25 protein-coding genes are annotated in these 26,536 nt (G+C 36.1%); 22 read left to right on the top strand and 3 right to left on the bottom strand.

Annotation, left to right across the window (positions count from 1 at the left end):
* Positions 1 to 29 precede the first annotated feature (29 nt).
* The 3 genes from AZF08_RS15075 to AZF08_RS15065 are packed head-to-tail and all read left to right on the top strand — an operon-like array spanning position 30 to position 3,331.
* Positions 30 to 962, top strand: a complete 933-nt coding sequence (locus tag AZF08_RS15075; RefSeq protein ID WP_033677543.1) for an ABC transporter ATP-binding protein — start codon at positions 30 to 32, stop codon at positions 960 to 962.
* A gap of 15 nt (positions 963 to 977) precedes the next feature.
* The gene (locus AZF08_RS15070) at positions 978 to 2,174 is read left to right on the top strand and encodes an ABC transporter permease (RefSeq protein ID WP_033677546.1); all 1,197 of its coding nucleotides are present in this window, start codon (positions 978 to 980) and stop codon (positions 2,172 to 2,174) included.
* Positions 2,175 to 2,185: 11 nt separating this feature from the next.
* Positions 2,186 to 3,331 (top strand): ABC transporter permease, encoded by a 1,146-nt coding sequence (locus tag AZF08_RS15065; RefSeq protein WP_033677547.1) that lies wholly within the window; start codon positions 2,186 to 2,188, stop codon positions 3,329 to 3,331.
* A gap of 13 nt (positions 3,332 to 3,344) precedes the next feature.
* Here AZF08_RS15065 and AZF08_RS15060 read toward each other — a convergent pair whose 3' ends face one another.
* Positions 3,345 to 3,542, bottom strand: coding sequence for a hypothetical protein (locus AZF08_RS15060; RefSeq protein ID WP_033677549.1), 198 nt, complete (start codon positions 3,540 to 3,542; stop codon positions 3,345 to 3,347).
* Between the two features lie 235 nt (positions 3,543 to 3,777).
* Between AZF08_RS15060 and AZF08_RS15055 the strand changes: the two genes are divergently transcribed.
* From AZF08_RS15055 to AZF08_RS15030, 6 genes are all read left to right on the top strand, one after another.
* Positions 3,778 to 5,481: an ABC transporter substrate-binding protein gene (locus tag AZF08_RS15055; protein WP_033677551.1), complete on the top strand. Its 1,704-nt coding sequence runs from the start codon at positions 3,778 to 3,780 to the stop codon at positions 5,479 to 5,481.
* A 242-nt stretch (positions 5,482 to 5,723) separates the two neighbouring features.
* Positions 5,724 to 7,451 carry an ABC transporter substrate-binding protein gene (locus AZF08_RS15050; RefSeq protein ID WP_033677553.1) on the top strand — a complete coding sequence of 576 codons (1,728 nt, stop codon included), beginning with the start codon at positions 5,724 to 5,726 and terminating at the stop codon, positions 7,449 to 7,451.
* Between the two features lie 109 nt (positions 7,452 to 7,560).
* Positions 7,561 to 8,517, top strand: a complete 957-nt coding sequence (locus AZF08_RS15045) for an ABC transporter permease (protein WP_033677555.1) — start codon at positions 7,561 to 7,563, stop codon at positions 8,515 to 8,517.
* A 15-nt stretch (positions 8,518 to 8,532) separates the two neighbouring features.
* Positions 8,533 to 9,456 (top strand): oligopeptide ABC transporter permease, encoded by a 924-nt coding sequence (gene opp4C / locus AZF08_RS15040; RefSeq protein WP_033677557.1) that lies wholly within the window; start codon positions 8,533 to 8,535, stop codon positions 9,454 to 9,456.
* Between the two features lie 10 nt (positions 9,457 to 9,466).
* Positions 9,467 to 10,447 carry an ABC transporter ATP-binding protein gene (locus tag AZF08_RS15035; protein ID WP_033677560.1) on the top strand — a complete coding sequence of 327 codons (981 nt, stop codon included), beginning with the start codon at positions 9,467 to 9,469 and terminating at the stop codon, positions 10,445 to 10,447.
* Positions 10,444 to 11,409: an ABC transporter ATP-binding protein gene (locus AZF08_RS15030; protein WP_033677562.1), complete on the top strand. Its 966-nt coding sequence runs from the start codon at positions 10,444 to 10,446 to the stop codon at positions 11,407 to 11,409. The genes AZF08_RS15035 and AZF08_RS15030 overlap by 4 nt, the downstream gene beginning before the upstream one ends.
* 39 nt (positions 11,410 to 11,448) lie before the next feature.
* Here AZF08_RS15030 and AZF08_RS15025 read toward each other — a convergent pair whose 3' ends face one another.
* On the bottom strand, positions 11,449 to 12,321 hold the full coding sequence (locus AZF08_RS15025; protein ID WP_033677564.1) for a Cof-type HAD-IIB family hydrolase: 873 nt from the start codon (positions 12,319 to 12,321) through the stop codon (positions 11,449 to 11,451).
* Positions 12,322 to 12,759: 438 nt separating this feature from the next.
* Between AZF08_RS15025 and AZF08_RS15020 the strand changes: the two genes are divergently transcribed.
* The 13 genes from AZF08_RS15020 to uvsE all read left to right on the top strand — a co-directional run bounded on the left by AZF08_RS15020 (position 12,760) and on the right by uvsE (position 25,970).
* Positions 12,760 to 12,870: a DUF3948 family protein gene (locus AZF08_RS15020; RefSeq protein WP_033677566.1), complete on the top strand. Its 111-nt coding sequence runs from the start codon at positions 12,760 to 12,762 to the stop codon at positions 12,868 to 12,870.
* A 76-nt stretch (positions 12,871 to 12,946) separates the two neighbouring features.
* Positions 12,947 to 13,057, top strand: a complete 111-nt coding sequence (locus AZF08_RS15015; protein ID WP_033677567.1) for a DUF3948 family protein — start codon at positions 12,947 to 12,949, stop codon at positions 13,055 to 13,057.
* Positions 13,058 to 13,134: 77 nt separating this feature from the next.
* Positions 13,135 to 13,245 (top strand): DUF3948 family protein, encoded by a 111-nt coding sequence (locus tag AZF08_RS15010; RefSeq protein ID WP_033677570.1) that lies wholly within the window; start codon positions 13,135 to 13,137, stop codon positions 13,243 to 13,245.
* Positions 13,246 to 13,308: 63 nt separating this feature from the next.
* Positions 13,309 to 13,419, top strand: coding sequence for a DUF3948 family protein (locus AZF08_RS15005; protein ID WP_033677571.1), 111 nt, complete (start codon positions 13,309 to 13,311; stop codon positions 13,417 to 13,419).
* A gap of 432 nt (positions 13,420 to 13,851) precedes the next feature.
* Positions 13,852 to 14,970, top strand: coding sequence for a 4-hydroxyphenylpyruvate dioxygenase (hppD, locus tag AZF08_RS15000; RefSeq protein WP_033677573.1), 1,119 nt, complete (start codon positions 13,852 to 13,854; stop codon positions 14,968 to 14,970).
* 78 nt (positions 14,971 to 15,048) lie between these two features.
* Entirely contained in the window at positions 15,049 to 16,005 is a 957-nt protein-coding gene (locus AZF08_RS14995; RefSeq protein ID WP_033677575.1) for a fumarylacetoacetate hydrolase family protein, read from the top strand.
* Entirely contained in the window at positions 15,971 to 17,143 is a 1,173-nt protein-coding gene (locus tag AZF08_RS14990) for a homogentisate 1,2-dioxygenase (protein ID WP_033677576.1), read from the top strand. The genes AZF08_RS14995 and AZF08_RS14990 overlap by 35 nt, the downstream gene beginning before the upstream one ends.
* A 336-nt stretch (positions 17,144 to 17,479) precedes the next feature.
* On the top strand, positions 17,480 to 18,895 hold the full coding sequence (locus AZF08_RS14985; RefSeq protein ID WP_033677579.1) for an amino acid permease: 1,416 nt from the start codon (positions 17,480 to 17,482) through the stop codon (positions 18,893 to 18,895).
* 104 nt (positions 18,896 to 18,999) lie between these two features.
* A complete protein-coding gene (locus tag AZF08_RS14980; protein ID WP_033677581.1) occupies positions 19,000 to 20,274 on the top strand; it encodes an MDR family MFS transporter in 1,275 nt (424 codons plus the stop codon).
* A gap of 252 nt (positions 20,275 to 20,526) precedes the next feature.
* Entirely contained in the window at positions 20,527 to 21,615 is a 1,089-nt protein-coding gene (locus tag AZF08_RS14975; RefSeq protein WP_033677583.1) for a D-alanine--D-alanine ligase, read from the top strand.
* A 61-nt stretch (positions 21,616 to 21,676) separates the two neighbouring features.
* Entirely contained in the window at positions 21,677 to 23,053 is a 1,377-nt protein-coding gene (locus AZF08_RS14970; protein WP_033677584.1) for a UDP-N-acetylmuramoyl-tripeptide--D-alanyl-D-alanine ligase, read from the top strand.
* 305 nt (positions 23,054 to 23,358) lie between these two features.
* On the top strand, positions 23,359 to 24,924 hold the full coding sequence (locus AZF08_RS14965) for a DEAD/DEAH box helicase (RefSeq protein ID WP_033677586.1): 1,566 nt from the start codon (positions 23,359 to 23,361) through the stop codon (positions 24,922 to 24,924).
* An 83-nt stretch (positions 24,925 to 25,007) separates the two neighbouring features.
* Positions 25,008 to 25,970: a UV DNA damage repair endonuclease UvsE gene (gene uvsE / locus AZF08_RS14960; RefSeq protein WP_033677588.1), complete on the top strand. Its 963-nt coding sequence runs from the start codon at positions 25,008 to 25,010 to the stop codon at positions 25,968 to 25,970.
* Here the strand turns inward: uvsE and AZF08_RS14955 are convergent.
* Positions 25,963 to 26,535 (bottom strand): rhomboid family intramembrane serine protease, encoded by a 573-nt coding sequence (locus AZF08_RS14955; RefSeq protein WP_033677590.1) that lies wholly within the window; start codon positions 26,533 to 26,535, stop codon positions 25,963 to 25,965. The two genes, uvsE and AZF08_RS14955, sit on opposite strands and share 8 nt — an antisense overlap.
* Position 26,536: the final 1 nt, after the last annotated feature.

Here is a 26,536-nt window from a genome sequence, read left to right as displayed (position 1 = left end):
ATAGATTAATGCAAAGGGGCTGAATCGACATGTTGGTCGTAGATCATATTACAAAGTCATTTGGGAAGAAGGAAGTTGTAAAGAATGTGTCTTTTGAAGTGAAGAAAGGAGAAACATTTGGTTTACTTGGTCCAAACGGTGCAGGAAAGTCGACGACAATATCAATGATTTGCGGACTTATTCCATATGATGATGGTGATATAAAAGTTGGAGGGAAGTCTGTAAAAGAATATCCATTAGATGCGAAAAAGAAGATTGGTATTGTCCCGCAAGATATTGCTTTATATCCTACACTTTCAGCGAAAGAAAATTTAATCTTCTGGGGAAAAATGTATGGGTTAAGCGGAACGACTGCAAAGAAACGAGCAGATGAGGTATTGATGTATGTTGGGTTACAAGATCGTGCAAAAGATAAAATTGAAACATTTTCAGGCGGGATGAAACGCCGAATTAACATTGGTGCAGCACTCATGCACGAACCAGAGTTGTTAATTATGGATGAGCCGACAGTTGGGATTGATCCACAATCACGGAATCACATTTTAGAGACAGTAAAAGGATTAAATGAGAAAGGCATGACGGTCATTTATACGAGTCATTACATGGAAGAAGTGGAGTATTTATGTGAAAGAATTGCCATCGTTGATCATGGAAAGGTAATTGCATCAGGAACGAAAACAGAGTTATGTAATCGTCTTGCCGATGGTTTTATGGTGAAGTTACAGCTGAATCGTTATAACAAGGAGTTACTGCAGAAAGTAAAAGAAATACCAACTGTAGAACGGATTATTGTCGATGAGGATGCAAATACACTTGATATTGGATTGAAGAATGGAGAAGCTGTCGGTACGGTTGTTTCAGTAGTTGTAGAAAATCATATGCAAATTTTAAAGCTTGAAGTGCAAGAACCAAATTTAGAAGCTCTCTTTTTACAGTTAACAGGGCGTTCACTTCGTGATTAAGGAGGTTAGGAATTTATGAAAAGTTTTATTATCGCATGGAAAGATTTAAAAATTCGTTTAATAGATAGGCGCGGGTTTATGATGATGTTATTAATGCCGCTTCTATTAACAGCTATTTTAGGATCGGCACTAAGTAACATGTTTGATAACGGTGGATTACCTATAACGGTAATTGGCTATTATCAAGAAGGAACAGATGAGTTTGCAGATATGTTTCAAAAAGAAATATTGCAGTCAAAAGAAATAAAAGATGATGTGAAAATAGAAGTAGTATCCTCACAAAAAGAGCTAGAGGATAGGGTAAAGAAACAGAAAATTGATGTTGGAATTATAATTCCAAATAAGTGGAGCGAACATATACAGGATGGAAAATTAAAAGAAACGAAAATAATTACAGATCCATCAAAAGATATACAAACAAAAATCGCTGAATCACTTATTCGCTCTTTTTCGGAACGTGCTCAAACAATTGCTGTTTCTACTAAGAGTGTCGTAACAGATTTAATGAAGTCACAGCCAGGAAATATGGAACAGGTTGCAAAAGAGGTAAGCGCCCATTTACAAGCAGTGGCGACTTCAAATACGGATGGAATTGAAAAGGGAACAGTCGGCAAAAAAACAGTGGCCGCGATGCAATATTATGCTGCAGCAATGTTAGTCATGTTTTTATTATTTAACATAACAGTTGGAGCGAAATCTATTGTGACGGAGCAACGAACCGAAACATTAGCGAGGCTATTCAGTACACCGACAAGTTCTTTTGCTATTTTAGTAGGTAAATTTTTTGGCACATTACTATTTGCTTGTATGCAATTTGGGATATTTGTAGCTGCTACGTATTATGCTTTTCATGTGAACTGGGGTGAGGATATTTCCCAGGTTATTGTAGTAGGAATTTCTTATGCAATTTGTGTTGCAGGTTTATCTATGCTAATTGCCGCATTTATTCGTGAAGAAAAAACGGCTGATTTGATGGGAGGAATCGGAATTCAGTTGTTAGCAATATTAGGCGGATCGATGTTACCGATCTATGTATTTCCGAATACCCTTCAAACAATTGCCAACATTGCTCCAAATAAATGGGCACTTACAAGTTTTTTAGATATTATGTCGGGAACATCTTGGGAGGTATTACTTCCAGTTGTTTTAAGTTTATCTAGTGCAGGTATTGTTTCCGTTATCATCGGAACATTCCGTTTACGTATGAGATAGGGGGAGAAGCAATGAAGAAAGTTTGGGCGCTTTGCTGGTTAGAACTAAAACAAATTTTAATTAAGCCACAAAGTTATATACTCATGTTCGGAATGCCGATTATTTTCACACTCATTTTTGGTGGACTTTTAGGTGGAAGTGGAAACGAGAAGGTAAATATTAGTGTAGTAGACCAAGATGGGTCGAAATTATCCAACTCCTATTATAAAGAACTAGAGAAAAGTGACTTGATTTTTATAGAAAAGGTAACGTATGAAGAAGCGAAACAGAAAATCGAAAATAAGAAGTCCTCAGGAATTGTGACAATTCCAAAGGGATTTCAAAAGAGTATGGCGGACGGGAAGATAGAAAAGGTTAATTTTCAATCAAGTGCTGATTTTACAGGAGGAGCTCCTATAGAACAAGTATTACAAAGTACGATAAAAAAAATGGAAGTAGAAGTAGCGGGAGCAAGGGATTCAGAGAAAAAAGGGGGAGTATCTTGGGAGAAGATGTATGAAACGATTCATACAAAGGGAGAACCAGTTTCACTTCAAAAGGAATCTATTGTAACTGGGGAGAAAAAACTGAATAACGTAACAGGGCGAGCAGCAGGATTTTCTATTCTTTTTGTAATGATTGTGATGCTAAGTGCGACAGGAACAATTTTAAAATCAAGACAACTTGGTGTTTGGTATCGTTTATTAGGAACGCCGGTTTCAAAGGCTCAAATACTTGGAGGGTATATACTTTCCTTCTTTTTAATTGGGTGGTTTCAATTTGGGGCTTTAATGTTACTAACGAATATTTTGTTCGATGTACAGTGGGGAAATCTATTAGGGGCGATCATACTGGTCTCAGTATTATTACTAGCGGTCATTGGCTTAGCTTTATTATTAGCAAGTATAGTGAAGACAACGGAACAGCAATCAGCATTAGGTAATATCGTTGTCGTTTCAACATGTATGATTAGCGGTCTGTACTGGCCAATTGAAATAGAGCCAGAATGGATGCAAACGATAGCAAATTTTGTTCCCCAAACTTGGGCAATGCGCGGGTTTACAGAATTAATCGCCCGGGGTGGGAATTTGATGGATATAGCAGGGGATGTTGGTGTACTCACTTTATTTGCTGGTGTATTCTTCATAATTGGTTTAACAAGAATACGTTATAATTGAAAAAAAGCAGAGTTTACAGCTTCGCACGCTGAACTCTGCTTTCTTTTTGTGTATCGTCTTCCCTTATAGAAATAGTAATTGCAAGCCCGAGTATAAAGAAGAATGCTAAAAAGAGGACGAACTTTGGGAAGAAGGGAAATAGTAGCAATGCCCCGACTATTATGAGTGTTAATGCAACATAGTGCAAGACATATTGGAATAGTTTGTCCATACTTTCGCCCCCTTTTTGGTAGTTTGTTAGTAGTCTATGCTCGTCTATTGAATAATAGAATAGGTTTTAACTCGTTTCTTTAAGAGTAAAACAATAAGAATGATTGACATGATCGAGAGAAAGGAATAATCTTGAAATCAATTCATACTATTTTTATGGGCAAAGTAAAGATAGTTGCAGGAAGGAGCTGTTATTTCGTTAGACAAGTAGAAAATATTGAATAAGGGTGAGGAAAATGAAAAAAGTATTAACTAGTTTACTGGCTACTGTCTTTAGTACATCCGTGCTGCTCGCGGGATGTGGTCAAGAAGAGGCAAGTACAAATGAAAAAGCGAACGTACCAAAAGTAAAAGATGAATTTATTCAAGCAAGTGATAAAGCGAAAAATCCAGCAAAGGCGAAAGAAAGGAAAGATACCTTTGTAATTGGGATGCCAAGTCCAGGGGGGATATTCCTTCCGCATTTTATGGAAAACGGTTGGGATGGTAATATAACGCAGGTCATTTTTGCGCCGCTCGTCGGATTAGATAAAGAAGGAAAGCCAATCCCGATTCTTGCGAAAAAATGGGATATTTCTGCTGATCAACTTACATATACGTTCCATTTGAAAGATGATTTAAAGTTTAGTGATGGATCTCCAATAACGGCAGATGATGTGGCATTTACATTAACTCTTTTACATGACCCAACTTATAGTGGGGCAACAGATATAAGTCAGACTGCTATTAAAGGTGGGCAAGCGTATAAGGAAGGAAAAGCAAATACAATTGAGGGGATCCGAATTGTTGATCCAAAAACAATTACAATTACGACAGAAAAAGTAAATGCACAAACATTATCTCTTATAGGCGGAGAGGTTATATCAAAAGCTTATTACGGCAAAGAGTATAAGCAAGGGCATTTAGAGTATTTAAAAGAGTTATATGGGAAGCCGATGGGAGCGGGAGCTTATAAATTAGATAAATATATTCCAGGTCAGGAAGTTCGTTTCGTTGCGAATGAAAATTATTTTGAAGGAAAACCAAAGATTGAGCATTTTATTTATAAAATTACAAAAGGTGATACAAAATTGCAGCAATTTCAAACAGGTGAAGTAGATTATGATGGTTTCGCAACAAATGAGGAAACAGTAGAACAATTAAAAGGACTAGGGTTTGCGAATATTAATGTGTATACGGGAAGCTCTTACGGTTATATCAAAATGAACTATAAGAAACCGTACTTTAATGACAAGCGTGTCCGTCAGGCATTTATTTATGGATTAGAGCGTCAAAAGATTATCGATACGTATTTCCAAGGGTATGCTTCACTCGTTAACGTACCAATTACTCCAGTTTCTTGGGCGTATACAGAAGATGGCATTAATAAGTATGAGTATAACTTAGATAAGGCGAAGAAATTACTTGATGAAGCAGGTTGGAAAGAAGGATCTGATGGGATTCGTGAAAAAGATGGTCAAAAATTGAAAGTAAGTTACTTTGCTTCTGCTGACAGTAAAATGAATGATGTTTTGATACCAATTATGAAAGAAGACTATAAAAAAATTGGTGTAGATTTTAATCCCGAATACATGGACTTTAATACGATGATTTCAAAGGTAATCAAAGGAGATTATGACTTAGCGATGGTATCTACGCCAATGATTGATGATCCAAGTGGGACGATTGAAGAGTTTGTTTCAACAAGTAAGCGAAACTATGATGGATATCGTAATCCGAAAGTAGATGAATTAGCAACACAAGCATTACAAACATTGGACATTGAAAAGCGAAAAGAGATATATAAGAAGCTGTATCAAGAACTTAGTGAAGATCCACCAGTTATTTTCTTAAATAATAGTAAATCTGTTTCTGCTCATAATGCGAGAATACAAGGATTACAAGAAGATAATTATAATGGAATATTGTTAAGTTTGCCTAAATTAAAGATTGATCAATAACTTTATGAAAATTCTTAAAATATTTATATAGAAAGAATTGACAAAATATAACGAAAGATATAAGCTAATAACCATAAAGTCTACCGGAAAGGTCGGAATAAGATTGTTACCCCTCATAAAACATCTATTTTTTTGTATTCAAAACCTACTTTTCCGATGTATTATAAAATGTTGCTGTGGGAGGCATACATAAGGCAAGCTGTTCATAAAGTGTAATTATTAAAAAAGTTAGGGTGGGGACAATGAAGAAAAAAATAAAAAAATGGGCTGGTGTATTTTCAGTATTACTGAGTAGTTCGCTTGTGTTATCCGCTTGTGGGGGACAGGAGGATAAGGCTTCAACAGAATCAGCAAAACAGCAAGATTTGAAAGATGTAAAAATAGAAACAATTGCAGCTACAGATAAGAAGAAAAGCCCGGAGAAAGCAAACCAACGGAAAGATACTTTCATTACTGCCATTTCTAAACCAGGTGGTGTTTTCTTACCTTATTTCCAAGATAATGGATGGGATGGCAATGTAACATCTGTTATTTTTGCTTCTCTTGTCACGACAGATAAGCAAGGAAAACCAATTCCAGAGCTTGCGGAAAAATGGGATGTCTCTTCCGATCAGTTAACATATACATTTCATTTACGTAAAGATTTAAAGTTTAGTGACGGTTCCCTGTTAACGGCAGATGATGTGGCATTTACATTAACACTCTTACATGATAAAGCATATGAAGGTGGAATGGATATTTCCCAATATGCGATTAAGGGCGGAAAAGATTATAAAGAAGGAAAAGCAAATTCTATTGAGGGGATTAAAGTAGTTGATCCACAGACAATTAAAATTACAACAGAGAAGGTAAACTCTCAAGCATTAACGAGTCTTGGAGGACCGGTCTTATCTAAAGCATATTATGGAAAAGATTATAAGCAAAATACAAGTTTAGATTATTTGAAAGCATTATATGGTCAGCCAATTGCTGCTGGTCCTTATAAGTTTGATAAGTATGTTCCAGGACAAGAAGTCCGTTTCGTTGCAAACGAAAACTATTATGCAGGAAAACCAAAAATTAAAAACTTCATTTATAAAATTACATCAGGTGACACAGGATTCCAATTATTCCAAACAGGAGAACTTGACTATACTGGATTTAGAGCGAATCCAGAAAATATTGATCAATTAAAAGGTTTAGGGTTTGCGAATATTCATCTTGAATCATCAAGTGATATTGCTTATATCTATATGAATAATAAGAAACCGTATTTAAAAGATAAAAAAGTACGTCAGGCACTGATTTATGGATTAGATCGTAAAAAATATGTAGATACAGCTCTACAAGGTTACGGATCGGTTGCAAATGTACCAATTGCTCCAGTTTCTTGGGCGTATACAGAAGAAGGTATTAATAAATATCAATACGACGTGGAAAAAGCGAAGAAATTATTGGATGAAGCAGGATGGAAAGTAGGTTCTGATGGAATTCGTGAAAAAGATGGCCAAAAATTAAAATTAACATATTATGCATCAAGTACAGGGAAAACAAATGATATCTTTATTCCAATTGCAAAGGAAAATTATAAAGCGATAGGAGTCGAGTTTAATCCAGAGTTGATGGACTTTAATACAATGCTTTCAAAACTTGGAAAAGGTGACTATGATTTAGCATCTGTTTCAACGCCAGGTATTAGTGATCCAAGTGATGTTGTAAGTGACTACTTATCAACAAATCCAAAAAATGATACAGGTTATAAGAATTCAAAAGCAGATGAATTAATTGTAAAAGGTATAGAAACAGTTGATATTGAGAAGCGCAAGCAAATTTATAAAGAATTATATAAAGAGTTAAATGACGATCCACCTGTTATTTTATTAAACTACCGTAAATTACTTTATGGTTATAACGCTCGTATAAAAGGTATTAATCCAGAAAAATACGATGGTATTAGCTCAAACTTATCAGTATTGTCAATTGAAGAATAAAGATAATTAAGTACAAATAGAAGACATTTTTTCATACAGCAAGTGGTAAAAGCTGATCTGAAAAAATGTTCTTCTATTTTTAAGTAAATAATGATAGGAGAGACAAAAGGTGAAAACATATATCATTCGTAGGTTTTTTCAAATGATACCTACATTGTTTGGTACATCTATTATTATCTTTTTCTTATTTGCCCTCTTGCCGGGCGATTATGTTGATTCTAATCCAAAGTTAACGCCAGAACGAGCGCAAGAATTAAGAGAATTGTATGGATTAAATAAACCGATTATTGAGCGGTATTTTCATTGGCTAGGTAATGCAATGCATGGTGATTTCGGTTTCTCATTGCAATACCAAGAACCTGTGACATCATTACTTAATAAATTTATTTGGAACACATTTATTGTTGCTGTTGCGGCTTTGTTTTTTACTTGGATAATTGCACTTATTATTGGTGTTATTTCAGCCACAAAACAACATTCATGGTTTGATAGGCTCGTAACAATTGGTGTCTTTGCTGCAATGTCATTTCCATCATTCTTTATTGGATTATTTTTAATAAAAGTATTGGCAGTTGATCTGAATTTATTACCAATTGGCGGCATGATTGACATTGGGAGTAACTCGACGGGTATTACATACATATTAGAAGTGTTACGACATATGATTTTACCGGTATTTATTTTAACGCTTCTAGGTGTTGGATCATTAACGCGTTATTTTAGAACGGGCATGCTTGAGGTTGTAAGACAAGATTATATCCGTACTGCACGTGCAAAAGGATTGAAAGAAAGAGCAGTTATTTATAAACATGCATTAAAAAATGCGATTTTACCAGCGATTACATTACTTGCATTTGAATTACCAGGATTATTTTCTGGTGCAATCATTATTGAGCAAATCTTTAATTGGCCCGGAATTGGAAGTATTCAATTAGAAGCATTAAATTTTCGTGATTATACAGTATTAATGGCATTTACGATGTTTCTTTCTTGTTTAACGATTATGGCAAACTTTTTTGCAGATATTGTATATGCGCTTGTTGATCCACGAATTCGACTGAAGTAAGGGGGGGGGGAAGAGATGGAGACTGTTACAGCAATAACAAAGAAAAAGAAAAAACAAAAAAAGGGGAATGAGGCATCACCGTGGCGTCAGGCCTATAAAAAAATAAAGAAAAATAAATTAGCATTGTTTGGTCTGTATGTTTTAATTTTTATGCTTTTATTTAGTTTCATTGGACCATTCTTTTCGCCGTATGCTGAAGGGACGGTGCAAGTAACGCAAATTAATAAAGCACCAAACTTTTCACATTGGCTCGGTACGGACCAACTAGGCAGAGATATTTTAACGAGGTTAATGCAAGCTGGCCGAATTTCATTAACAATTGGTTTAGCTTCTATGGTTTTGTCTGTCATACTTGGGGCACTGCTAGGAGCTATTTCTGGTTTCTATCGTGGTATTGTCGATCATATTATTATGCGTATTGCAGATGTGTTAATGTCTATCCCAGGATTACCTTTATTAATAATTATGGGAGCAATCTTGTCTGAATGGAAACTCCCATCTGAATATCGCCTTTACGTAATTATGATTATTTTAAGTTTAGTAGGTTGGCCAGGACTTGCCCGTCTTGTTAGAGGACAAATTCTAACCCTTCGTGAGCAGGCATTTATGCAAGCTGCTGAAGTATTAGGATTAAAAGATTCTCGCAAAATCCTTCGCCATTTAATCCCGAACGTGTTACCACTATTAATTGTTGTGGCAACATTAGGTGTGGCAGGATCGATTTTAAGTGAATCAGCATTAAGTTACTTAGGTCTTGGGGTTGTTCCACCTACACCATCGTGGGGGAATATGATTAGTGCCGCAAACTCATTGATTGATTTCCAAAAACGTCCATGGCTATGGATACCGCCTGGTTTTGCGATTTTTATAACGGTTGTATCAATTAATTTACTTGGTGATGCACTTCGTGATGCATTAGATCCAAAAATGAAGCGGTAGGTGAGGAATCATGAGTAAAGCAGTAGTAGAACTAAAGGATTTACAGACGCACTTTCAGACAGAAGAAGGCACAGTAAAAGCTGTGAATCATGTTAGCTTTTCTGTACGGGAAGGTGAAACGGTTTGCGTAGTAGGAGAATCAGGTTGCGGAAAAAGTGTAACGGCTTTATCCATTATGGGACTCATCTCTGAATCTGGAGGGATCGTTGGCGGTGATATTCTTTATGACGGTCAAAGTCTATTAGGGATGAAAGAGAAAGAACTTCGAAGTTTAAGAGGAAATGATATCGCGATGATTTTCCAGGAACCGATGACGTCTCTTAACCCGGTTTTTACTGTTGGAGAACAAATTGTTGAGACGTTAAGGGAGCATGAACTTCTTAGTAAAAATGAAGCTTATAAAAAAGCAATTGAATTGATTCGTAAAGTTGGCATTGCACGTGCTGATGAAATTGTTCATTCCTATCCGCATGAGTTAAGCGGAGGGATGTTACAGCGTATTATGATTGCTGTTGCACTGAGTTGTAATCCAAAGTTGCTTATTGCTGACGAGCCAACAACAGCGCTAGATGTTACAATCCAAGCGCAAATATTGGATTTATTAAGGCAGGTAAAAGAAGAATTCAAAACTTCTATTCTATTAATTACGCATGATTTAGGTGTTGTAGCGGAAATGGCAGATTATGTTGTCGTGATGTACGGTGGTAAGGTAATTGAAGAAGCGCCTGTTCTAGAGCTATTCCAAAATCCAAAACATCCATATACAAAAGGTTTATTAAGATCAAAACCGGTAATGGGAAAACGAGCAGATAAATTGTACTCCATTCCAGGACAGGTTCCAAACTTAGTTGGCTTAGGAGAGTTTTGCTACTTTAGCGGTCGATGTGAACATTGCATGGATATATGTAAGAATATAACACCAGATCTTAAGGTGCATGAAGATAATCATAAAGTAGCTTGCTGGTTATATGAGGAGTGTGCTGAGCAATGAGTGAACCGTTATTAGAAGTGAAGAATTTAAAAACTCATTTTCCAATTAAGGGTGGCGTATTTGGTAGAACGATTGGACATGTAAAAGCAGTGGATGGAGTAAGTTTTACAATTAATAAAGGTGAAGTGTTTGGCCTTGTTGGTGAATCTGGAAGTGGAAAAACAACAATTGGAAAAACAATTCTCCGTCTCGTTCAAAAAACAGAAGGTGAAGTGAAATTTAAAGGTCAAGATGTTCACATGTTATCGAAAGAAGATTTACGAAAACATCGCCCAAATATGCAACTTGTGTTCCAAGATCCATTTAGTTCATTAAATCCGCGGATGCGAATTGGTGAAGCACTTGGTGAACCGATGCTGGCACATGGCTTAGCGACGAAAGAGAATGTTCGCGAAAAAGTGTTAGAAGTACTAGAGCTATGTGGTTTAGCACCTTATCATATTGATCGTTACCCACATGAGTTTTCTGGAGGGCAACGTCAACGTATTGTTATTGCAAGAGCGATGGTATTAAATCCAGAGTTTATTGTTGCTGATGAGCCTGTTGCAGCGTTAGATGTATCTATTCAAGCACAGATTATAAATTTATTTAGCGAGTTACAAGAGAAAAAAGGTCTATCTTATTTATTTATCTCGCATGATTTAAGTGTTGTGGAGCACTTATGTACGAAAATAGGGATTATGTATTTAGGAACGATTGTAGAAACAGCTCCCCGTGACGAGCTGTTTGCGAATCCGCTTCATCCATATACGAAGGCATTATTATCCGCTGTACCAATTCCGGATCCAACAGTTAAGCGTGAACGGATTATTCTACAAGGGGATATTCCAAGTCCAGCGAATCCACCGTTAGGTTGTCGTTTTCACACACGTTGCCCATTTGCAACGGATGTTTGTAAGAAAACTGTACCGGAATTTCGTGATTTTGGAGAAGGGCATCTTGTTGCTTGTCATCACGTTTAAAAGAAAAGGACTCTTTCAAATGATGAAAGAGTCCTTGTTTTATTTACTTGATGATGTTTGTTTTAATACATATTGCTCAATGGCATGAGCAACACCATATTCGTCATTTGTTAATGTCACAACATCACATAATTTCTTTACTTCTTCTTCGGCATTTCCCATTGCAACGGATAAGCCAGCTACTTCTAGCATTGGTACATCATTAAAGTTATCTCCAATTGCGACGGTGTCTTGAATTGGAATGTTGAAATAAGATGCCATCTCTTGTAATCCATTTCCTTTATGACCATGCTTGTCCATAATTTCTAAATTCGTTGGAGCGGATGCTGTGACCATAATTTCTTTATCTTCTTGTAAAGATTGGAGTAATTGTGAGCGATGCACTGCATCAAACGTTAAAATAAAGAATTTCGAGATTTCTAAAGTAGGATCACTTACGACGTCTTCAACTTTTTGGAAAGTAGTAATTAAATTTGATTTTTGTTGTTTTTCTGAGATACGTTCTATTTCTTCAATTGTCACATCAAGGGAATGTTTATTTTTCTCAAAGGCGTGCACTACTTGTTCTTTCCAATTATAAGGAGCGTAAACACCTTTATTCGTATACAGCTTATATGGAAACTCTTCAGATTCTAGTAATTTAGCAAGTTCGTATACTTTATTATTTTGTAAACAACGTGCATTAATTACTTTCCCATCAACATAAACAATTGCCCCATTGCTTGCTCCGACTGGAAGTGATAATTGATATTCTTCCAATAATTTCAAAGCATCTTCTTTTGCACGACCAGAACAAATCATTACGACATGACCGGCTGCTTGAGCACTATGAATAGCTTGTAAATTTTCTTTGGAGATTTCAAGATTAGATGATAGTAGTGTACCATCCATATCTAGTGCGATTAATTTCAAACTGACCACCTCTTTGTTTTTATTATACATAGTTATATAGAGGAAACATATAAACTTGTCTTGGGGGTTATAGGATTCTTAATATTGTGTATTAGTCGGAAAATCATTTGTTTATATAAGCGTATTATGCTGTAACAAAAGGAATAAGGACGCTCTACAATTATTTGTTTCTCTTTGTAACTGTAATGTTACATTAATATTACAAACATATATTTAATGAAAAGCGCTATACATAAGGGTTTTTTGAGGTTTATTAATAATTTCGTAAAAAAGTGTAATAAATTTTACGTGTTTATATTGCAGTATAAAATAATTTATGTTACATTAATGTTACAAACGTTACATAAACAAATTTAATGTAACGTTAAGATAAAAACTATGAATTAATCATTTCTTAGAAATTACATATAAATGTCTATTAAAAAGGAGAGAATAAATATGAACAACGAACGAGTATTACAAGTAACGAAAATGGACTTATTAGGATCAGCAGGTGGAGCAGCAGTATTAACAGCATTAATCGTATTTCTTTCAAGTGTTTTAGTATAATAGACATTTTGTACAAGAAGTAGAACGGATGTTACAGTGCGAGAAATAGTAAAGAATTGAAGGGAGAATGGATAATATGGAAAACAAAGAAGTATTAAAAGTAACAAAAATGGATTTCTTAGGATCAGCGAGCGGAGCAGCAGTATTAACAGCATTAATCGTATTTTTAGCTAACGCTTTAGTATAGTAGAAAAAATATTGCATAAGAAGTAGAACCGAAATTACAAACTAAAAATAGTAAAGAACTGAAGGGAGAATAAAACGATGGAAAACAAAGAAGTGTTACAAGTAACAAAAATGGACTTATTAGGATCAGCAGGCGGAGCGGCAGTATTAACAGCATTAATCGTATTTCTTTCAAGTGTTTTAGTATAATAGAAAACTTGTACCAGAAATGTAACAGAACAAGTGTTACAAATTGAAAGGAGAATGAGGAATATGGAAAACAAAGAAGTATTAAAAGTAACAAAAATGGATTTTTTAGGATCAGCAAGTGGAGCAGCAGTATTAACAGCCTTGATTGTATTCCTTACAAATGTATTAGTATGATGAATATAGATAAAAAGAATTTCTTATACGTTATTTACACTATTATTTCAAAAAAATAAAGACTCTAGCATATTATAGGTATTTAATATGTTAGGGTCTTTTTTATATTCCTTCTCTGTATACCTCTCTATAATTGTTGCTAAATTTTTCGATTTAGGGACGATAAAACGCATTGAAATTCCAATAGGTTTAACTAATAATTCATTTTTCTGTAGCTCGTAATAATTCAAATTCACTGTATGTTAGTTTAGATAGAAAAAAGTCGAATTTTATCTGAAAGAAAAAAAGAGGAATTTGACAGAAAAGATAGAAAATTTTAAGAGTCAGAAATTTGTTAGCTTGCTAACTAATTTTTTTGGTGGTAGCTGGAAGCGTTTTCGATTGGTTCTAAGTATGTAACATTTAATTTATTTACAGGGGGATGAGGAATTTATGAAACAAAAATCTATGGATACGTTAGCTGCACAGATGGAAGATTTCTTTCCGGTACGTGATGTCGATTATTTAGAATTTTATGTAGGGAATGCAAAGCAATCAAGTTATTATCTTGCGAGAGCATTTGGATTTAAAATTGTAGCTTATTCTGGATTAGAAACAGGCAACCGTGAAAAGGTATCTTATGTTCTTGTGCAAAAAAACATGCGTTTTGTTGTGTCTGGAACTTTAAATAGTGATAGTCGCATTGCGGAGTTTGTAAAGACTCACGGTGATGGAGTAAAGGATGTAGCTTTACTTGTTGATGATGTTGAGAAGGCATACACAGAAGGGGTAAAACGAGGTGCTGTTGCGATTTCTCCGCCAGAAGAATTGACGGATGAGCACGGAACATTAAAAAAAGCAGTAATTGGTACGTACGGCGATACAATTCATACTCTTGTAGAACGTAAAAATTATAAAGGGAAATTTATGCCTGGTTATGAGGAAGTTGAATTTAATATTCCAAGTGAAGAATCAGGATTAATTGCTGTGGATCACGTTGTTGGTAACGTTGAAAAGATGGAAGAGTGGGTTAGCTATTACGAAAACGTTATGGGCTTTAAACAAATGATTCATTTTGATGATGATGATATTAGTACAGAATATTCCGCGCTAATGTCAAAAGTTATGACAAATGGAAGTCGTATTAAGTTTCCGATTAATGAACCAGCAGATGGTAAGCGTAAATCACAAATCCAAGAGTACTTAGAGTTTTATAATGGCGCAGGTGTACAGCATCTTGCATTATTGACAAATGATATTGTGAAAACAATTAAAGCGCTTCGTGCAAATGGGGTTGAGTTTTTAGATACACCAGACACATATTATGATGAATTAACAGCACGCGTTGGTGAAATTGATGAAGAGATTGACAAATTAAAAGAGCTTAAGATTCTGGTAGATCGTGATGAAGAAGGTTATTTACTACAAATTTTCACGAAACCAATTGTAGATCGTCCAACATTATTTATTGAAATCATTCAACGTAAAGGCTCTCGTGGATTTGGAGAAGGAAACTTTAAAGCGCTATTTGAATCTATTGAAAGAGAACAAGAGCGCCGCGGAAACCTATAAAATTTGTATCCGCTAGCAAGAAATGAGTCTTCTTGCTAGCGGGAATTTCAATTTTTATGACTGAAGGGAGGAATATTGATGAAATTTATTACATTTCGTCTTCCTTCACAAGAAATGCGAGCAGGGTGGCTAGAAGGTGACAAAGTAATCGATATGAATATAGCAAGTAATGGAGTGCTTCCTTCGTCAATGCTCGCTTTTTTAGAGAAAGCGGATGAGTATGTAGAAATAGCGCGTAGTATTCAAAGTCCAACAAATGGTGTATATCCTTTGGAAGATGTGCAACTTTGCGCTGCGGTTCCTAACCCAAGTAGCATTCGGGATTTTTACGCATTTGAGCAACATGTTAAAACGGCTCGTGGACGCCGTGGTTTAGATGTTGTGCCAGAGTGGTATGATATTCCCGTTTTTTATTTTACGAATCACCGTGCTGTCATCGGGCCAGAGGCTACTGTTTCTTGTCCGAAACAATCTCAAAAGCTCGACTATGAGTTAGAGATTGCTTGTGTCATTGGGAGAGAAGGAAGAAATATTTCGCGTGAACAGGCAGAAGAATATATTTTTGGTTATTGTATTATGAATGACTGGAGTGCAAGGGACTTACAGGCTACAGAGATGAAGGTAGGGCTTGGACCAGCAAAGGGTAAGGACTTTGCTACTTCATTAGGAGCTTGTCTTGTTACGAAAGAGGAATTAAATGTTTATCGCATAGGTGAACGTTATGATTTGGAAATGACAGCTCATGTAAACGGAGAACTTTTATCAAAAGGGAATTTTCAAGATATTTACTATACGTTTGCAGAAATGATCGAACGTGCTTCAGAGGATGTAACGTTATATCCAGGGGATGTAATTGGTTCCGGGACTGTAGGTACAGGTTGTATTTTAGAATTGGGTACAGAAAAGTGGTTACAAGATGGTGATGTTGTAGAACTTGCGATCACGGGATTAGGTACATTACGTAATATAGTGAAAAAAGAAACGAAGGCGAGTGATGGGCATGTATTATCGTCACATGGGGGAACTTCCTCATAAACGACATGTACAATTTCGTAAAGAAGATGGATCACTTTATCGTGAACAGGTGATGGGAACAAAAGGTTTCTCAGGTACACAATCTATTTTGTATCATCATTATATGCCAACTGAAGTAGGGCATGCTGCGTTATCGCATTCTTGTCAGTTGCAGTATGAAGAAGATGTAGCACTTGCTCATCGTCACTTTCGCACGAAAGGGAGTAGAAAAACTGGAGATGCGGTAAGTGGAAGGGATTTTATATTAGGGAATGAAGATTTACTAATCGGTGTTGTGAATCCGACAGAAAAAATGGATTATTTCTATCGCAATGGTGATGGGGATGAAATGTTATTTGTTCACTATGGAACGGGGAAAATTGAGACAATGTTTGGAACGATTCATTATCGAAAAGGTGATTATGTAACAATTCCAATTGGAACAATTTATCGCGTTATTCCAGATGAGGGTGAATCTAAGTTTCTTGTTGTAGAAGCAAATAGCCAAATTACAACTCCTCGTCGCTATCGTAATGAGTATGGTCAATTGCTAGAGCATAGTCCGTTCTGTGAAAGAGATATTCGTGGACCAGAGAAGTTAGAAACATATGACGAAAAAGGCGACTTTGTCGTTATGACAAAGTCGAGAGGCTATATGCACAAGCATGTTATGGGGCATCATCCGTTAGATGTTGTTGGATGGGATGGGTATTTATATCCATGGGTCTTTAATGTAGAGGACTTTGAACCGATTACAGGACGTATTCATCAGCCACCGCCAGTTCATCAAACATTTGAAGGACATAACTTTGTGATTTGTTCTTTTGTACCTCGTTTATATGATTACCATCCAGAAGCAATTCCAGCGCCGTATTATCATAGTAACGTAAATAGTGATGAGGTTCTTTATTATGTAGAAGGGAATTTCATGAGCCGGAAAGGTGTGGAAGAAGGGTCGATTACACTTCATCCGAGTGGCATTCCTCATGGACCGCATCCTGGAAAAACTGAAGCAAGTCTAGGGAAAAAAGAAACCATTGAATTAGCTGTTATGATTGATACGTTCCGTCCACTTCGCATTGTAAAACAAGCACATGCGGCAGAAGATGAGAAGTATATGTATAGTTGGATTGAAGAAGGTTCATATACTGTAAAATAAAAGAAAGAGGCATGCTCATAAAATGAGTGTGCCTCTTTCTTTTTATTGGAATCGACAATGTATAGAATATCAAAAATAATTATAAAAAGATATAGGGATATAATTATATGCATTATTTGTATATTCGTTGCCTTATTTTTCGAATTATCAAATTATTTAATTGATGAACAAATATGAAGAGGACAAGTTTTGTAAAGTAATTAGATTGTTTGGTCGAAGGATATGAAATATATTTCTTCTTATTTCGACAAAAGTATTGACTAAAAAACACGGTATAAGTAAAATGAAAAAACAAATTAAAAATTTTCAGAATATTAAAACTAAGAGGTGCATGCTATGAAGCAAATTTTTCAGAAGAAGCCACTTGCAAAATTAATGCAAGAAAGTAAACAGAAGACATTAGCGAGAACATTAGGAGCAATTGATTTAACAATGCTTGGGATTGGAGCTATTGTTGGAACAGGGATTTTTGTCCTTACTGGTGTTGTCGCTGCAAAACATTCTGGACCAGCTATTATTTTATCATTTGCTATAGCTGCATTAGCTTGCGCCTTTGCTGCGTTTTGTTATGCGGAGTTTGCATCTTCTGTTCCAGTTTCAGGAAGCGTTTACACATATACGTATGCGACGATGGGAGAAGTGTTTGCCTTTTTAATTGGATGGGATTTAATGCTGGAATATTTGTTAGCAACATCTGCTGTTGCTAATGGGTGGTCGGCTTATTTTCAATCGTTATTAAAGGGATTTGGTATTCATATTCCGACCATTTTATCTTCTGCTCCTGGAACAGGGAAGGGTGGGCTTATTGATTTACCAGCTGTTATTATTATTTTAATTATGACTGTTCTTTTATCTAGAGGTGTGCGTGAAAGCGCTCGTGTAAATAATATTATGGTGTTCATTAAATTGGCAGTTGTACTTATATTTATCTTTGCTGGTTTTAATTACGTAAAGCCAGAAAATTGGACACCTTTCATGCCATTTGGTCTTGATGGTGTTATGGCAGGAGCGGCAACGGTGTTCTTCGCTTTTATCGGCTTTGATGCTGTATCAACGGCTGCGGAAGAGGTTAAGCGTCCACAACGTGATCTTCCAATCGGTATCATTGCATCATTACTCGTTTGTACAGTTCTTTATATTATCGTTTCGCTTATTTTGACAGGAATTGTTCCATATGGACAATTGAACATCTCTGATCCAGTAGCTTTCGCACTTCAATTTATTGGACAAGATAGTTTAGCAGGTATTATCTCAGTGGGAGCAATTACAGGAATTACAACTGTAATGTTAGTAATGATGTATGGCCAAGTTCGCGTTTCATATGCAATGAGTCGTGATGGATTATTGCCGAAACGTCTTGCGAAAGTTCATCCGAGATTTAAAACACCATTTTTAAATACATGGATAACAGGTATTATTGCAGCGCTTATTTCAGGCCTTATTGATTTAAATGTGCTAGCACACCTTGTAAATATGGGGACATTATCGGCATTTGCGCTTGTAGCCATTGCGGTTATTGTAATGAGAAAAACACATCCAGATTTACCACGTGCATTTAAAGCACCGCTTGTACCGTTTTTACCAGCATTAACAGTTATCTTTTGTGTATATTTGATGCTGCAATTATCAGGCACAGCATGGATGAGTTTTGGCATTTGGATGGTGATAGGTGTAGCGGTTTACTTCCTATATAGCCGAAAGCATAGTGTTTTAAATAATCATAAAGATGAGGAAGATGTAGCGAATTTATAAGGAGAAAATCCGTTCTTAAAATAGGACGGATTTTTTATTTTGAAAATTTACATTATTTAAAAATTAATATAAGATAGAGAGTGGTCGATTAAAGGGGTGGTGAAATGAAAAAGACATGGCGTGAGCTAAAAGAAATGGATCGTAATGTATGGATTCGTTTTATTGGAGAAACATTGAACGGAATTGCGATGATGATGTTGATGCCTTTTTTTGCATTGTATTTAAAAGATAAAGTAGATTCTTTATTGCAAGTAGGAATCATTATGGCGCTTTCCCCAATAGCAGCAAGTTTTGGTTCTTTGATAGGGGGAAGAATCGCTGATAAATATGGAAGAAAGCCAATTATGATATTCTCGATGGCAAGTAATGCGTTATTAATGCTTGGTTTTTTATTTATAGAAGGATTTATTCCGTATGCTATTTTGTCTGTTTTTTTAGGATTAAGTAATTCGTTGTTTCACCCAGCTGCATCAGCGATGGTGGCAGATGTAACGCTTCCTGAAAAAAGGACAGAGGCTTACGGATTATTACGAATGGGGCATAATATTGGTGCGGCAATCGGACCGATTATGGGGGCTTCGGTAGTTGTACTTTCAAAAAATCTTGTGTTTATTATTGCTTCATCTACAATGTTATTCTATGCACTTCTTGTGTTACTACTTATTCAAGAAACAATGCCAAAAGTTATGAAAGAGGATCGGAAGAACCAGGAGGAGGAATCAGGTTCTGTTTGGAAGGTTGTCTTGAGAGATAAGGTCCTAATGATTTATTTGTTGGCAGGGATTATTATTTCCATGGGTTTCTCACAAACAGAGGGTATGCTGCCTCTTCATTTTGATAATGAAATGAAAGAGATATTTGGTAAAAACAATCCGTATCCATATTTAATGGCTTTAAATGGTTTATTAGTTGTCTTATTCCAATTTCAAATCTCTAAGTGGGCAGCAGGTAAACGAGTTGGAAAGACAATGTTATATGGTGCATGGTTATTTGGGATTGGATTGTTTTTCATTGGTTGGTTACCGAAATGGTTTGGTGGAATGGGGATAAATGCTACTATAATTTTAATAACATTACTTGTTGTGTATGCGGTATATACATTTGGTGAGATGATTATGTCTCCTGTACAAATGACATTTGTTGCGAATTTAGCACCAGAACATTTACGTGGAACGTACATGGGTGCAGCGAGTTTGCAGTGGATTACAGGAAATGCATTTGGGCCGCTCCTCGGTGGGTTGTTACTTGATCGTGCGCTCGGGCATGTATTATTTACGATTTTAGGAGTAGGGTGTGTAGTAGCAGGGCTTGTATATATATCTTTGGATCGTCTTGTAGAACAAAGACAGAAGGGGAGTATGGCGAAACAATCTTCATGATTCATAGGTGACATACACAAACAGAGGAGTTTTTTCATATTTTAGGTACATAACTAGAACATAGTATAATCTTACTTTCAAGATCCATTTTTGATGATCAGTAAAGAAAATTACATGGGAAAATATAAAAAACCAATAAGTGGTGCCTTTTTGTTATTTGTGGAAGTTTCATTTTATTTCAAATAGGAACTACCTATTTTTATAAAAAGTGCTAAAATAGAAAAATGAAAACAATTGGTTAGGGTGATTTCATTGACGAAAATTAAATTAGGTTTATTATATGGTGGAAAATCAGCGGAGCATCAAGTTTCATTACAAACAGCTCTTGCTGCTATTAAAGCATTAAATCAAGAAAAATTCGAGATTCATCCAATTTATATTACAGAGCAAGGCCAATGGATGCGCGGTGAGCGTATTGAAGGTGAAGTAGCAAGTGTGCAAGCATTACAAATGACTGGCGAAGAAAATGCAATTTCTCCAGTAGCATTAAGTACAGAAATTCTTCCGGTTGCTTCTTCTGAACAAGAAAATGCAATTGATGTTATTTTCCCATTGTTACACGGACCAAATGGTGAAGATGGAACGGTGCAGGGATTATTAGAATTAATGAATATTCCATACGTTGGTAACGGCGTATTAGCTTCTGCAGCGGGTATGGATAAAGTTGTTATGAAAAACATCTTTGCTGAAGCGGGATTAAAACAAGCGAAGTATGCATCTTTCATTCGTAGTGTATGGGAGAAAGACCGTCAAGTAGCTTATGACAAAGTAGAAGAAACACTAGGATACCCATGTTTTGTAAAACCAGCGAATCTTGGTTCAAGTGTTGGTATTAATAAATGTAAAGATCGTGCAGAATTAGAGCGAGCATTCGAAGAAGCATTCCAATTTGACCGCAAGATTATTGTAGAAGAAAATATTGTGGGACGTGAAGTGGAAGTTGGTGTTTTAGGTAATGATGAGCCAAAATGTTCTGTTGTTGGCGAGATTGTACCTAAGAAAGAGTTTTACGATTATAAATCAAAATACATTGATGGTGATACAGCATTAATTATTCCGGCTGAAATTACAGAAGAGGAAACAGCAACAATTCAAAGAGATGCAATTCGTGCATTCCAATCTTTAGATAGCGCTGGCTTAACAAGAGCGGATTTCTTCTTAACAAAAGATGGAGAAGTATATATTAATGAAGTAAATACAATGCCAGGGTTTACGCCGTTTAGTATGTTCCCACTGTTATGGCAACATACAAGTTTACCGTATCCGGAATTAATCGAAGAATTAATTCGTTTGGCAATTGAGCGTCACGAAGAAAAACAAAAAATTAAATATACAATCTAACAAAAAGGGAGGAAGCACTATTCAAGCGAATAGTGTTTCTTCTATGTAAGGAGTGTTTTTTATGATGAAACGAACGGTAAAACAAATAGAACAGATGGTGGCTGGTACGGGATTAGGAGAAGAATTTTCTCATATTACTGTACAAGGTGTATCAATTGATACAAGAAAAATTGAAAAGGGAAATTTGTATATTCCAATTCAAGGTGATCGCTTCGATGGCCATTCTTTCGTAGATAAGGCAATTGAAAACGGTGCTGTCGCTACGCTATGGAAAAACGATGTGCAAAATCCGCCGGTAAATATACCTGTTATTTTTGTAGAAGATACGTTAGAAGCACTGCAAACATTAGCAAAGAGTTATCGCGATCAATTAGATGTAAAGGTTGTAGGGGTAACAGGAAGTAATGGTAAAACGTCTACAAAAGATATTGTGACAAGTCTTCTTGCAACTAAATTTAAGGTTCAAAAAACAGAGGGTAACTTTAATAATCATATTGGTTTACCGCTTACTATTTTAAGCCTAGAAGAAAATACGGAAATGGCTGTATTAGAGATGGGAATGTCTAGCCGAGGTGAAATTGAATTTTTATCTAAGTTGGCTCGTCCTAATGCTGCAATTATCACGAATATTGGTGAAGCGCATTTGATGGATTTAGGGTCTCGTGATGCAATTGCTGAGGCAAAACTTGAAATTGTTACAGGGTTACAAGAAGGTGGAGTGTTTGTATACAATGGAGACGAACCTCTTCTAACAAATCGTGTTCCAAATATGAACCTAGCTGCAGAGATGATTACGTTTGGTGATGCAAGAGCGAATGAATATTTTCCAACTTCTGTAACATTACAGGCAACCGGCACTCATTTTAAGATGAATCAAGAAGTGAATCTGGCATTTTATCTTCCGGTTCTTGGAAAACATAATGTATATAATACACTCGCATCGATGGCAATTGCGAAATATTTTGGTGTAACATGGGAAGAGATGAAACAAGGGCTATTAACGCTTAAAATGACAGGTATGCGTATGGAAATTGTAAAAACAGACAGCGGATTAACAATTATAAATGATGCATATAATGCAAGCCCAACAGCAATGGAAGCTGCATTTCATTTAATGAATGGTTTAGATGGATTTTCTAAAAAGATTGTTGTTCTTGGTGATATGTTAGAGCTTGGAGACCAAGAAGTACAATTTCATTATGAAGTGGGTAAATTGATTGATCCAGCACGTATTTCTCATGTATTTACGTATGGTAAACTAGGAGCGCAAATTGCTGAAGGAGCAAAAATTAATTTTTCTAATGAACGTGTAAAAGCATATGATAACAAAGAAGATCTTGTGAAAGATTTACAAGAGGTTGTTGATATGAAAGATGTTGTATTAGTAAAGGCGTCTCGTGGAATGAAATTAGAAGAAATTATTACGATGTTGAAATAATTGGTGCATATAAATAGGGATGACAGATAGAAAAATAGCGAAAACTGCTAATAAGCGCTTACAGTAAATAATTAAAAAATAAAAGTAAAGAAAAAAGCTCTTTATATGAAATAAGGTAACAGTTGGGTTTGCTTTTTACACATACAAAACTTATAATTGATAAAGTGTAATAACGTTTAGAAGTATTTTCGCGAAGAATATACGCCCGTTTATATACGTGAGCATTCAGGAAAAGGGCTTTTCCGCAAATTCGGAAAACGCCTTTTTTTAAATGATAAGTATAGGATAGAAAAGGAGAAGTAACATTGACAACATTTCGAGAATTAGGATTAAGTGATTCCTTACTGCAATCTGTTGAAAGTATGGGCTTTGAAGAGGCTACACCAATTCAAGCTGAAACAATTCCACATGCATTGCAAGGGAAAGATATTATTGGACAAGCGCAAACAGGTACAGGGAAAACAGCAGCATTCGGCTTACCACTACTAGATAAAGTGGATACAAATAAAGAATCGGTTCAAGGTATTGTTATCGCTCCAACACGCGAGTTAGCGATTCAAGTTGGGGAAGAGCTTTACAAAATTGGTAAGCACAAACGTGTTCGTATTTTACCAATTTATGGCGGGCAAGATATTAACCGTCAGATTCGTGCACTAAAAAAACACCCACACATTATTGTTGGTACGCCGGGACGTATTTTAGATCACATCAACCGTAAAACACTTCGTCTACAAAACGTAGAAACAGTTGTTCTTGATGAAGCAGATGAAATGTTAAACATGGGCTTCATTGAAGATATTGAAGCAATCTTATCAGATGTGCCAGAAACACATCAAACATTATTATTCTCAGCGACAATGCCAGATCCAATCCGTCGCATTGCTGAGCGTTTCATGACTGAGCCACAACATATTAAAGTAAAAGCAAAAGAAGTAACAATGCCAAACATTCAGCAATTCTATTTAGAAGTGCAAGAAAAGAAAAAGTTTGACGTGTTAACACGCTTACTAGATATTCAATCTCCAGAGCTTGCGATTGTATTCGGTCGTACAAAGCGTCGTGTTGATGAGTTATCAGAAGCATTAAACTTACGTGGCTATGCAGCAGAAGGTATTCATGGTGATTTAACACAAGCCAAGCGTATGTCTGTATTACGTAAATTTAAAGAAGGTTCTATTGAAGTTCTTGTTGCAACAGACGTTGCGGCACGTGGTCTTGATATTTCAGGTGTAACACACGTATACAACTTCGATATTCCACAAGATCCAGAATCATACGTTCACCGTATTGGTCGTACTGGTCGTGCTGGTAAAAAAGGTATTGCAATGTTATTTGTAACACCACGTGAATCAGGACAATTAAAAAATATTGAGCGTACAACAAAACGTAAAATAGACCGTATGGATGCACCGACACTTGACGAAGCATTAGAAGGTCAACAACGTTTAATCGCAGAAAAACTTCAAAGTACAATTGAAAGTGATAACTTATCATACTACAAGCGTATTGCCGAAGAAATGCTAGAAGAAAATGATTCTGTAACTGTTGTAGCAGCTGCTTTAAAAATGATGACAAAAGAGCCAGACACAACACCAATCGCCTTAACATCAGAGCCACCAGTTGTTTCAAGAGGTTCTAAAAAGCGCGGTGGTAACGGAAGTGGATACCGTGATGGTAACCGTAGCCGTAATCGTGATGGACGCGGCGGTGGTGATGGCCGTAATCGCGATCGCAACCGTGATGGTCGTAATCGAGATGGTAACCGTGATGGTAACCGCAACCGTGGTCGTAAAGGTGAAGGTCAAGGTCGCCCAGGATCTTCAAATGGACGCGGCGAAAGAAAACATCATAGCCGTAAACCACAAGCTTAATAAAAAAGGATGTCCAAAGGGGCATCCTTTTTCTATTTAATTGCACATACTACATAATGGAGTGTATAGAAAAGAGGGATTTTATGCTTGTAAGACTCGGTTATGTAGCGATGAGTGTGCACTTGAAAAACGCATCTCCTTCGCAAACGATGACATATGCACAATTTCAGCGTATTTCGGATCGAGAGGCAGCAATTCATAAGCTTGAGAGAATTGCTAATTCTAATTTAGACAATTGTTTGCGGTTATTAAAGCATAATAAGGGATATGAGATATCCTTTTTTCGACTTAGTTCAAAATTGATTCCTTTAGCGAATCATGAAGAATTGTTAGATTGGAATTATATTCGTCCTTTAAAAGAGAAATTAAAAGAGTTAGGTGAGTATGCGCATCGGATGAACATGAGAATTGATTTTCATCCAGATCATTTTGTTATATTAAATTCGCCGCAAGACCATATTTTCAAGAAATCAATAAAGACCCTTCATATGCATCGAAAGCTACTAAGAGGAATGGGGATACAGCAAAGACATCGATGTGTGTTGCATGTTGGTGGTGGATATGATGATAAAGAACTTGCGTTAGAAGGGTTCATTGAAAATTGGTCGAATGTGCCAGTAAGTATTCAAGAAATGATTATGTTAGAAAATGATGATACGACTTTTTCTCTAAAAGAAACACTATATTTGGGTGAAAAACTGGCAGTTCCAGTTGTGTTTGACCTCCATCATCATATGATAAATAACGATGGAGGAGATTGGTATGAAGATTGGCATCGTGTTGTGAATACGTGGGACACATCTTTGTTGCCAGTCAAAATGCATATTTCTAGTCCGAGGGAAGGAAATGATCCTAGAGCTCATGCGGATTGTATAGATGCAGATACTTTTCTAACTTTTTTGCAGAAAATCAAAGGAAGTGTTCCAGAAATTGATTGTATGATTGAGGCGAAGAAGAAGGATGAAGCGTTATTTCAATTAATGAGAAAGCTGAGTGCGAAGGAAGAGATAGAAATGATTGATGGTGGAAGTTTTTATGTTAAATAAGCTCTGCACCATCAATTTTTTTTATTAAAAGCGGGGTGCAAATACCGCCAACTAATAATCCTGTTAAATGGCTAATGGGATTGGCAGATTGATTAAAGAAAGTAAAAAGTAACAATAAAAATATAATTGAAGAAAAGAGAAGTAAGTCTTGTGATTGAGAAGACCGATAGCGGCTGTATAAAAGAAAAAGTTGTGCACCCAGTAGCCCGAAAACCCCTCCAGATGACCCTGCATGAACATATCCAAGTGGCATAATGAAATAAGAGAAAATATTACCGCTAATACCAGAGGTGAAAAAGACAATAGTAAAAGGAATGCTTCCTAGTTGTTTTTCGATAGATTGACCGAGAAAGAATAAACAAATGCTATTAGAAAGAAAATGTTGTAAGTCCACATGTATAAATAGAGAAGTGATAAACCGCCACCATTCTCCCTGAGCGATATACTCATTGTATGCTGCTGTAGTAGAAAAGAAAAAACCTCCCAATATAATCATAATTAATTGTAAACAAAGTAATGATAGAACGACAGGTTGTAAGGAAATTCGGATATATGAGGTTAGCATT

Source organism: Bacillus gaemokensis (genome assembly GCF_001590835.1).
Classification (GTDB): Bacteria; Bacillota; Bacilli; order Bacillales; family Bacillaceae_G; genus Bacillus_A; species Bacillus_A gaemokensis.
The sequence above is the reverse complement of the archived record's forward strand: the minus strand, read 5'-3'. Positions and strand labels throughout refer to the sequence as shown.

Bases quoted from the DNA above. Each gene is read 5' to 3' on its own strand.
- AZF08_RS15075 (WP_033677543.1), top strand. From the start codon at position 30: ATGTTGGTCGTAGATCATATTACAAAGTCATTTGGGAAGAAGGAAGTT.
- AZF08_RS15070 (WP_033677546.1), top strand. From the start codon at position 978: ATGAAAAGTTTTATTATCGCATGGAAAGATTTAAAAATTCGTTTAATA.
- AZF08_RS15065 (WP_033677547.1), top strand. From the start codon at position 2,186: ATGAAGAAAGTTTGGGCGCTTTGCTGGTTAGAACTAAAACAAATTTTA.
- AZF08_RS15060 (WP_033677549.1), bottom strand. From the start codon at position 3,542: ATGGACAAACTATTCCAATATGTCTTGCACTATGTTGCATTAACACTC.
- AZF08_RS15055 (WP_033677551.1), top strand. From the start codon at position 3,778: ATGAAAAAAGTATTAACTAGTTTACTGGCTACTGTCTTTAGTACATCC.
- AZF08_RS15050 (WP_033677553.1), top strand. From the start codon at position 5,724: ATGAAGAAAAAAATAAAAAAATGGGCTGGTGTATTTTCAGTATTACTG.
- opp4C (WP_033677557.1), top strand. From the start codon at position 8,533: ATGGAGACTGTTACAGCAATAACAAAGAAAAAGAAAAAACAAAAAAAG.
- AZF08_RS15035 (WP_033677560.1), top strand. From the start codon at position 9,467: ATGAGTAAAGCAGTAGTAGAACTAAAGGATTTACAGACGCACTTTCAG.
- AZF08_RS15030 (WP_033677562.1), top strand. From the start codon at position 10,444: ATGAGTGAACCGTTATTAGAAGTGAAGAATTTAAAAACTCATTTTCCA.
- AZF08_RS15020 (WP_033677566.1), top strand. From the start codon at position 12,760: ATGAACAACGAACGAGTATTACAAGTAACGAAAATGGACTTATTAGGA.
- AZF08_RS15015 (WP_033677567.1), top strand. From the start codon at position 12,947: ATGGAAAACAAAGAAGTATTAAAAGTAACAAAAATGGATTTCTTAGGA.
- AZF08_RS15010 (WP_033677570.1), top strand. From the start codon at position 13,135: ATGGAAAACAAAGAAGTGTTACAAGTAACAAAAATGGACTTATTAGGA.
- AZF08_RS15005 (WP_033677571.1), top strand. From the start codon at position 13,309: ATGGAAAACAAAGAAGTATTAAAAGTAACAAAAATGGATTTTTTAGGA.
- hppD (WP_033677573.1), top strand. From the start codon at position 13,852: ATGAAACAAAAATCTATGGATACGTTAGCTGCACAGATGGAAGATTTC.
- AZF08_RS14995 (WP_033677575.1), top strand. From the start codon at position 15,049: ATGAAATTTATTACATTTCGTCTTCCTTCACAAGAAATGCGAGCAGGG.
- AZF08_RS14990 (WP_033677576.1), top strand. From the start codon at position 15,971: ATGTATTATCGTCACATGGGGGAACTTCCTCATAAACGACATGTACAA.
- AZF08_RS14985 (WP_033677579.1), top strand. From the start codon at position 17,480: ATGAAGCAAATTTTTCAGAAGAAGCCACTTGCAAAATTAATGCAAGAA.
- AZF08_RS14980 (WP_033677581.1), top strand. From the start codon at position 19,000: ATGAAAAAGACATGGCGTGAGCTAAAAGAAATGGATCGTAATGTATGG.
- AZF08_RS14970 (WP_033677584.1), top strand. From the start codon at position 21,677: ATGATGAAACGAACGGTAAAACAAATAGAACAGATGGTGGCTGGTACG.
- uvsE (WP_033677588.1), top strand. From the start codon at position 25,008: ATGCTTGTAAGACTCGGTTATGTAGCGATGAGTGTGCACTTGAAAAAC.
- AZF08_RS14955 (WP_033677590.1), bottom strand. From the start codon at position 26,535: ATGCTAACCTCATATATCCGAATTTCCTTACAACCTGTCGTTCTATCA.